Consider the following 7986-nt stretch of genomic DNA (forward strand, 5'->3'; position numbering starts at 1 on the left):
ACGCTCTAATCTCCGTGCTTGCCGACGCCGTGCTTGCCGCCGCCATGCTTGCCGCCGCCATGCTCGCCGCCGCCGTTGCCCCACGGGGGTTCTACCGGACCGGGAAGCCACTGGGGCGGCTGGAGAATCGGTGGCAGCCACTGAATCACCGGCGCCGGGATCACCGGCGGAATCACCACAGGCGGTGGCGGAAGAGCGACCGGCGGGTGCGGCGCCGGCGGGGCGGGTGCGGCATCGTGCACTATGACCCGTCGGGGCGGTGGAGGGGGCGGAGCTAGTAGCCGGGCGGTCGTGGCGGCGGCCGCCGCGGGTGGCGCTGCGGGGGCGCTTTGAGGGACCGTGGTGGGCGCCGGCTGGGGGGCGCGGGAAGGCGCACTCGGGACGGCCGGTGCCGGCGCCGCAGCGCTGGGACGCATCGCGCTCGCGTCCGAGCCTTGATCCGCGGTAGGCCGCACATTGACCACCACCGCGATGACGAGCGCCAACACTCCGGCTACGAAGGTGGCGGTCAGCGTGCTGCCCATCAGCATGAAGGGCCTACGGTCCGGCAAATTTGTGGCGTCCAACGCGAGCAGGGTGGTGTCCGCGGATGCGTCGTAGGCCCCGAAGACCGTGGTGGCGTGATTGTTCGGTGCCATCGGATAGACGGTGGTCTCGTCGGGGTCAAGCGAGTACGCCAGGCCAATGGTGGATGTGTCGTAACGCGGCGCACTCGCTGCTGCCAGCGCAGCGCCGCGGGCCAACGCCAGCCGGGGTTCTTCGGGCACGATGACGGGCACCGAGACGAGGTCCTTCAAGTGCGCCTTGACCGCGGTGACGTCCACACCGGAGCCGACCACGAACAGGGCCCGGGCCACGGAATTCCCGAAGTCCACATCGCGGAGCATGTCGGTGACACCGGCGATCGCGTCGTTACGCTCCAGATGTTGGCGAAGTACCTTCACGACGGCGCCGTCGTCGGTTTCGACGACTGCCAGCGTCGCCGCATCGCGCTCGACGAACAGCAATCCGGTCTTGTCGTAGCCCACCGCCCGTCCGACCGCCTGGGCGAGTGCCGCGGCGGCGTGCAACTCCGAAGCCAGCAGTACGTCGTCGATGCCGTGGGCAACCAATGCCTCGCGGAGAAGGGCTGCCTCGGCGTGGTCGGTCCACGTCACGCCGGTCGACACGAGATGGTGCCCGGCGGCTATCGCGCCCTCCTGGGTGCCCTGGATCGCGGCGACGACGTGATCGGGTCCGCGCGACGGCTCCGGGCCATCGATGGCGCTGATGTCAAACACATCGTGCTCGATGATGACACCGTCGGCCTTTTCGCCTTCGACAAGTGCGATGCTCACCGTCGTGGGTGTCATCGACACACCAAGTACGATCTCCATCGCGCCCCCACGCCGCCCCCGACGGCTACTCACTGCAGGGCATCAATTTCCTGCCCCAGAAACCTTACTCGTCTGACCGCTGTTGTGTGCAACGCTGTTGCAGTTCGGCTCAATTCGGTTGGCGTGATGTTGATCTGCGGAGTCATTGCGACAAAGTCGCACCATGACAGTCACGCCAGGCGGATCGCGCTACCTTGCCACTGCGATGGGGTGCGCGCGCCGATTTCGAGTATTCGCGCGGAGTGGGTGGCACCCTATGGCCTATGAAGCGAGCAGCGATCGCGCTTGCCTCGGCGGTGCTGCTGGTCGTCGCGTGTGCAAACGGGCCCGAATCCGTCGGGCAGCCTTCCAACGGCGGACCCGAGGACATCGCGACCAACCTCGACGTGCCGTGGGGCATCGCATTCCTACCCGACGGCAGCGCGCTGATCGCCGAACGCGACAGCGGCGCGATTCAGCGGATGACGCAACCCGGGTCCGTCACGAACATCGGCGCAGTGGCGGGTGTCGCGGCCCGCGGCGAAGGCGGCCTGCTCGGCTTGGCCACCGCGGGCCAAACGGTGTTCGCCTACCTGACCACCGCTGGCGACAACCGTGTCGTGACGATGCGGTTCGACGGGACCTCCCTGACGGAGCCGTCGCCGATCCTGACCGGCATCCCGGCGAGCTCGGTCCATGACGGCGGGCGCATCGCGTTCGGCCCGGACGGCAAGCTGTACGTGACGACGGGCGAAAGCGGCGATCCCGGCATCGCGCAGGACCGCTCGTCGCTGGGCGGCAAGATTCTTCGCATCAACCCCGACGGCTCGATCCCGTCGGACAATCCGGATCCTGCCTCCCCGGTGTGGTCATACGGGCACCGCAATATCCAAGGGCTGGCGTGGGATTCGGCTGGGCGGTTGTGGGTGACGGAGTATGGCGCGAACCGGGTGGACGAACTCAACTTGATCCAACGGGGCGGCAACTACGGGTGGCCGATGGCCGAAGGCCGCGCGGACACGCCGGGGCTGATCGACCCGGCGATCGAGTGGGGCACCGGCGAGGCGTCGCCGTCCGGGCTGGCCTACTTCGGCGGGTCGCTGTGGGTGGCGTGCCTGCGCGGTCAGCGGCTGTACCGGGTACCGGTCGGCGCCGACGGCTCGGTGGCCGATCCGACACCGTTGTTCGTCGGACAGTACGGGCGACTGCGCACGGTCGTCGCCGCACCGGATGGCGCGCTGTGGTTCACCACCAGCAACCGCGACGGCCGCGGGAGCGCGCGCGACGGCGACGACCGGATCCTGCAGTTTCGGCCGTAGTTCTTACCCCAGCGGCGCCAGCGGATAGATGATCTTCGCCTCCGCCGACTCCGGCGGCGCGATCGCCTTGACCTGCCCGCCCTGGATCTGCACCAGCATCGGATTCAGCGCGGTGTTGTTGTGGAAGTGGTCGCCCTCGGTCGCGAACTTGATTGGCCCGTAGAAGGTTTGGATGTCGGTGGCGGCGATCAGGTCGTTCAGCTTGCCCCGGTTGTCCTCGGACAGCGACGGCGGCTGACCCAACTTCTCGACCGCCGACTGCAGCACCAAACCCGCGGCGCTGCATCCAGCCGCGGTGTAGTCCGGCGGCGAACCATGCTGCGCCTCAAACGCTTTCGCGTAGTCGCCCGCCGACCCGAACAGGTCGTCCTTGAACGTCGCGGACGGCAACCACACCGAGATGCCCATCACCCCGTCGGCCTGCCTGCCCAGCGCCTTGGAGAACGACGCATCGGTGATCCCGTAGTGCTCGATGATCGCCTTCGGCGTGTAGCCGGTCGCGGCCATCGCCTTGACGAAGTCGACCAACAGCACGTCGTGGCCGCCGACCGCCACGATGTCGGGCCGCTGCGATGCGACCACCTGCGCCACCGGCGCCAGGTCGGCGTTCGGCGGGAACAGCGAGAAGTGCACCACGTTGAGCTTGGCCGCCTCGGCGCCGGACCGGAAGCCTTGAGCGGTGTCGTCGGAGAAGGGCTCGTTGGCGCCGACGACGGCCGCCGTGAGCGGCTTCGGGTTTGCGGTGTCCACGATCGACTGGATCGAGCGTGCGGCCGTGGTGTCGACGGCCGGAATGACGCCAAACGTGAACGCGGGCTGCTTTTTCCAGACTCCAGGCGACTCCGCCGAGCCGGCGATGCACGGCACCTTGTACTTCGCGCAGATCGGATCCATTGCCAGCTGCACACCGCTGGTGTACGCGCCGAACATGGCGTTCACACCTTCCTGCGTGGCCAGCCGGGACGCCGCGTCGGCGCCGGTGGCGGGATCGCTCTTGCAGTCCTGCACGATCAGATCGACTTGGTATTTCTTGTCGCCGATCGCCAGTCCGCCCGCCTTATTTACCGCGTCGGCCCACATCTGGTAGCCGCGCTGCGCGATCTGCCCACCGGTCGCCGATTCACCGGACAGCTCGAGCACGGCGCCGACCTTGAACTTGTCGGTCGCCCCGCCGCCTCCGCCCTGCTGCTCACCACCGCACGCGGCGAGCAGGCTCGGGCCGGCCACCACGCCGCCTGCCACCAGCCCGGCTCGGGTCAGAAAGCGTCGACGATTGATGTTGTGGGACATAATCATTCCTTTCCGGTTGCCCGACCTCCGAGATAGAGATGCATCAGCTCGCGGTCGTCTTCCACGTCGGCGGGCGTGCCCTCGAACCGGTTCTGCCCGCCCACCAGGACGTAGAGCCGGTCGGCCACCCGCAACGCCTCGCGGATGTTCTGCTCGATCATGATCACGCCGACCCCGCGGCGGGCCAGCTCGGCCGCGCGGACCAGCACGTCGCCGACGAGCTTGGGCGACAACCCGGCCGACGGCTCGTCGAACAACAGGAACCGCGGATTGAGCACCAGCGCACGGGCGATCGACAGGATCATCTGCTCACCGCCGGACAGCGCACCGGCCTGCACGTCATTGCGTTCGCGCAGCCGCGGAAACTCTTCCAGCAGTTCATCAATGCGCCGGTCCAGCTGCTTGCGGTCGCGGATCGTGTAGCCGCCGATCCGCAAATTGTCGCGCACCGAGAGCCGCGGGAACACGCCGCCGCCCTGCGGCATCATCGCCAGCCCACGGCCCAGGGTGCGATGCGACGGCAGGTGGGTGAGATCGTCGCCGTCGAGCGTGACTCGGCCCGCCCATGGGTCGATCACGCCAACCATCGCCTTGAGCAGGGTGCTCTTCCCGCAGCCGTTCGGACCAAAGATGCAGGTGACCTCGCCGGTGCGCGCCGTCATCGACACCTGGCGCAGCACCTGCACACCGTCGTATCCGGCGTCGAGGTCCTCGACGGTCACGACGCTGCCCGGGCGCTCACTCATCCGCGGACACCCCCAGATACGCCTCCATCACGTGTGGGTCGTGCGAGATCTCGTCAAAGCTGCCCTGCGCCACGATCTTTCCGGCGTCCATCACGATGATTCGGTCGCAGATGTCCTGGGCGAGTTCCATGTCGTGCTCGATCACCAGGAACGTGGTGCCCGCGTCGCGCAGGGTGCGGATGGCGCCCAGCATGATCTGGCGCAGCCGTGGGTGCACCCCGGCGGCGACCTCGTCGAGCAGCGCGACCTTCGGCTTCTGCATCAGCACCCGGCCCATCTCCAGCAGCCGCTGCTGGCCGCCGGACAGGCTGCGCGCGAGGTCGTCGGCGACGTGGGTGAGCTCGAGCTGTTCCAGGACGGCGTCGGCGTCGTCGCGGGCGTTGTTCCAGTCGAATTGCACGGCGGCGGTCCAAAGGTTCTCCCGCACAGTCATATTGACGAACAGGGCGGGAATCTGGAAGGTGCGGCCCAGGCCGGCGCGGGCGATCTTGTAGGGAGCGAGCCGGGTGACGTCGCGGCCGAACAGCGTGATGCGGCCGGCGTCGGGCTTCAGCGCGCCGGTGAGCAGGTTGAACAATGTGCTCTTGCCGCTGCCGTTCGGCCCGATGATGCCGACGATCTCGGACTGCGCGACGTTGAACGAGACACCGTCGACGGCATGGATGCCGCCGAACGAGCGGGACAGGTTCTCGACCGCCAGCACCGTCATGGGCTGGCCTCCTGCGTGGCTTTCTGGCGCGGCGCGAGGTCGTCGCGGGCGCGGCCGAGTAGCTGGCGCACCAGGCGCATTCGGCGTGCGCGCCGCGCGAGGCTGACCAGCCCGTCGGGCAGGAACAGCACGACCGCCATCACCAGTGCGCCGACGATCATGATGTAGGCGGTGGTGTTGCCGTAGCTGATCCGCATCTGTTCTTCGAGCAGGAACATCGCGGTGGCGCCGAGCGCCGGGCCCCAGATGTGGCCGAGGCCGCCGACGAGCACCATCACGACGAGCTGGTCGGTGATCAGGGTGTTCAGCACGCTGGCCGGGTTGATGAACGTGATCCAGTAGGCGTTGATGCCGCCCAGCACGGCGGGGATCGCCGCGCTCAGCACGAACGCCCAGATTTTCACCATCGTGGTGTTGATGCCCTGCGCGCGGGCGGCGATCTCGTTGTCGCGCACCGCCTTTACCTGGAAGCCGAACCGGGACCGTTCCAGCAGCAGATAGCACAGCGCGTAGGCCAAGGCGGCGGCGCCGAGCATGGTGTAGAAGAAGAAGTTGTCGTCGGAGCGGATCGGCGTGGTGAGCCCGCGCGAGCCACCGGTGAAGTCGACAACGGTGGTGAGTTGGCGGATCGCCTCGGCCAGCGCCCAGGTCGCGATGGCGAAGTAGGCGCCCTTGAGCCGCAGCGTGGGCCAGCCGACCAGCGCGGCGACGGCGCCCGCGATCACGGCGGCGACCGGAAGGGTGGCCCAGAAATTCCAGTCGTAGTCGGGTTGCATCAGGATCGCGGTCGTGTAGGCGCCGATGCCGAAGAACGCGACATGGCCGAAGCTGATGTAGCCGGCGTAACCGCAGATCACGTTCCAGGACAAGGCGATTCCGGCCCACAACGCGACACCCGTGGCGACGCGGACGTAGTAGGGCGACGTCATCATCGGCAGCAGACACATCACGGCGACGACGAGTACCAGCACGCCGAGGTTGAGGAACGGATTGCCTCCCGACGCGGGCTTACTCATGCCAGCCCCCGCCGTGAGATGCCTTGCGGGAACAGCAGTAGCGCGATGAACAGCACCGCGAAGACAACCAGCAAGGTGTAGTCGGCGCCGACGTAGGTGGTGACCAACGACTGCAGCACGCCGAGGAACAGGCCGGCGGCCATCACCCCGACCACCGAGCCGAGCCCGGCGAGCACGACGACGAAGAACGCGAAGAGGGTGTAGCGCAGGCCGACCTCGGGGGTCATTGCGTAAATGGCGCCGAGCAAGGCGCCGGCCGTGGCGGTGAGGCCGACGTAGAGGGCGTAGACCAGGCTGCTGATCCGCTTGACGTCGATGCCCATCAGGCCGGCGTTCTCTTTGCTCTGGGCGGTGGCCCGGATGGCCAGACCGGTGCGGGTGTAGAACACAAACGCCAGGAACAGGCCGGTGGCGATGACGGCGAAGGCGAATCCGGCGACCCGGATGGCGGGTGCGGTGATGCCGAGCAGCTGGACGTTGCCGGAGAAGAATTCGGTGTGCACGGTGCGAGGCGTGTAGCCGAACGCGGTGAGCAGGCCGCCGCGGATCAGGGTGGCCAGTCCGAAGGTGAAGGCCAGCCCCATCAGCGCGGGCAGGGCGTACTTGCTGGTCCTGACCCGGTAGATCAGCGGCGCGATGAGCCAGCCGACGCCCCCGAACACGATGAAGATGACCGGAAGCAGCAGGAACGAGTCGACGCCCAGCTTGTCGCTGGCCACCACTGCGGCGAACGCGCCGATGACCACCCACATGCCGACCGCGAGGTCGACGACGTCGAGGACGCCGAACGACAGCGAGAAGCCGATGCTGATGGCGACGTAAAGACCGCCGATGAGAATTCCTCCGACAAGCGCTTGCGCGAGTTCGGTCACTGCGTCCTCTCGGCTGAGCGGTCAGACTGCTCGGAGCGTGTCCGGGCCGTGAGTCCGTTCACCATAAATCAATGGTTTAGGGCCGCGGACGACTTTCGAGGTCACGGTTCCGCAACCAGCGTCGAGGAAGTTTGCTGACGGTCAGGTAGCGGCGCCGACGAGGCTGGTGATGGGTTCGGTGAAAGTCAAACGCGGCACGGCGATTTCGCGGTCGCGCCCGTCGAGGGAACGGAAGCGCACGGTGGCCGATTGGGTGGTGTCGGGGTTGGGTTGTTTGAGCGCCCAGGACCACAGCACGATGACGTGGCCGAGGTAGGCGGTGTCGAGCATGGCGACGGCGTCGGGCAGCGAGACGGGTCCGGTGGTGATGGCGTGGTTGAGCATGTCGGACATGGCGGGGGCGTCGACCTGGGTGGTCAGCGCAGCGAAGCTGGTGAGGTCGACCTCGGTGTTGCCGGGGGTGGCGGGTTTGGGGTTGGACAGGTCGCCGATCCGGAAGCCAAGGGCGCCAATGGAACTGATGTTGTGGCGGGCCAGCGGGACGTCGATGTCGAGGCGGGAGTCGGTGAAGGACGATTTGAGGAGGGCGCGGGCGGCGGCGATGGCGTCGTTGAGTTGGCGGGCGACGCCGCGGCTTTGTTCCATGGTGCCGATGGCGGTGAAGCGTTTGACCCACAGC

General features: G+C 67.6%; 8 protein-coding genes. 1 reads left to right on the forward strand and 7 read right to left on the reverse strand.

Going from position 1 to position 7986, the window contains the following annotated elements; translation table 11 throughout:
* Nucleotides 1-5: 5 nt before the first annotated feature.
* Nucleotides 6-1376 (reverse strand): hypothetical protein, encoded by a 1371-nt coding sequence (locus A5724_RS33615; RefSeq protein ID WP_067797345.1) that lies wholly within the window; start codon nt 1374-1376, stop codon nt 6-8.
* 263 nt (nt 1377-1639) lie between these two features.
* Here A5724_RS33615 and A5724_RS05270 point away from each other — a divergent pair, with 263 nt between their 5' ends.
* A complete protein-coding gene (locus tag A5724_RS05270) occupies nt 1640-2674 on the forward strand; it encodes a sorbosone dehydrogenase family protein (protein WP_067797347.1) in 1035 nt (344 codons plus the stop codon).
* A 3-nt stretch (nt 2675-2677) separates the two neighbouring features.
* On the opposite strand, the gene A5724_RS05275 is transcribed toward A5724_RS05270, so the two are convergent.
* The 6 genes from A5724_RS05275 to A5724_RS05300 form a co-directional block, all read right to left on the reverse strand.
* A complete protein-coding gene (locus A5724_RS05275; protein WP_232004710.1) occupies nt 2678-3964 on the reverse strand; it encodes an amino acid ABC transporter substrate-binding protein in 1287 nt (428 codons plus the stop codon).
* A 2-nt stretch (nt 3965-3966) separates the two neighbouring features.
* Complete coding sequence (locus tag A5724_RS05280; RefSeq protein WP_067797353.1) at nt 3967-4710, reverse strand: ABC transporter ATP-binding protein; 744 nt, start codon at nt 4708-4710, stop codon at nt 3967-3969.
* On the reverse strand, nt 4703-5419 hold the full coding sequence (locus A5724_RS05285; RefSeq protein WP_067797356.1) for an ABC transporter ATP-binding protein: 717 nt from the start codon (nt 5417-5419) through the stop codon (nt 4703-4705). Before A5724_RS05285 ends, A5724_RS05280 begins: the two co-directional genes overlap by 8 nt.
* A complete protein-coding gene (locus A5724_RS05290; protein WP_067797359.1) occupies nt 5416-6435 on the reverse strand; it encodes a branched-chain amino acid ABC transporter permease in 1020 nt (339 codons plus the stop codon). Before A5724_RS05290 ends, A5724_RS05285 begins: the two co-directional genes overlap by 4 nt.
* Entirely contained in the window at nt 6432-7307 is an 876-nt protein-coding gene (locus A5724_RS05295; protein ID WP_067797361.1) for a branched-chain amino acid ABC transporter permease, read from the reverse strand. Before A5724_RS05295 ends, A5724_RS05290 begins: the two co-directional genes overlap by 4 nt.
* A gap of 141 nt (nt 7308-7448) precedes the next feature.
* On the reverse strand, nt 7449-7986 hold a 538-nt coding region (locus A5724_RS05300; protein ID WP_156752143.1), incomplete at its 5' end, for a DUF3375 family protein.

The organism is Mycobacterium sp. ACS1612 (genome assembly GCF_001667505.1).
GTDB lineage: Bacteria > Actinomycetota > Actinomycetes > Mycobacteriales > Mycobacteriaceae > Mycobacterium.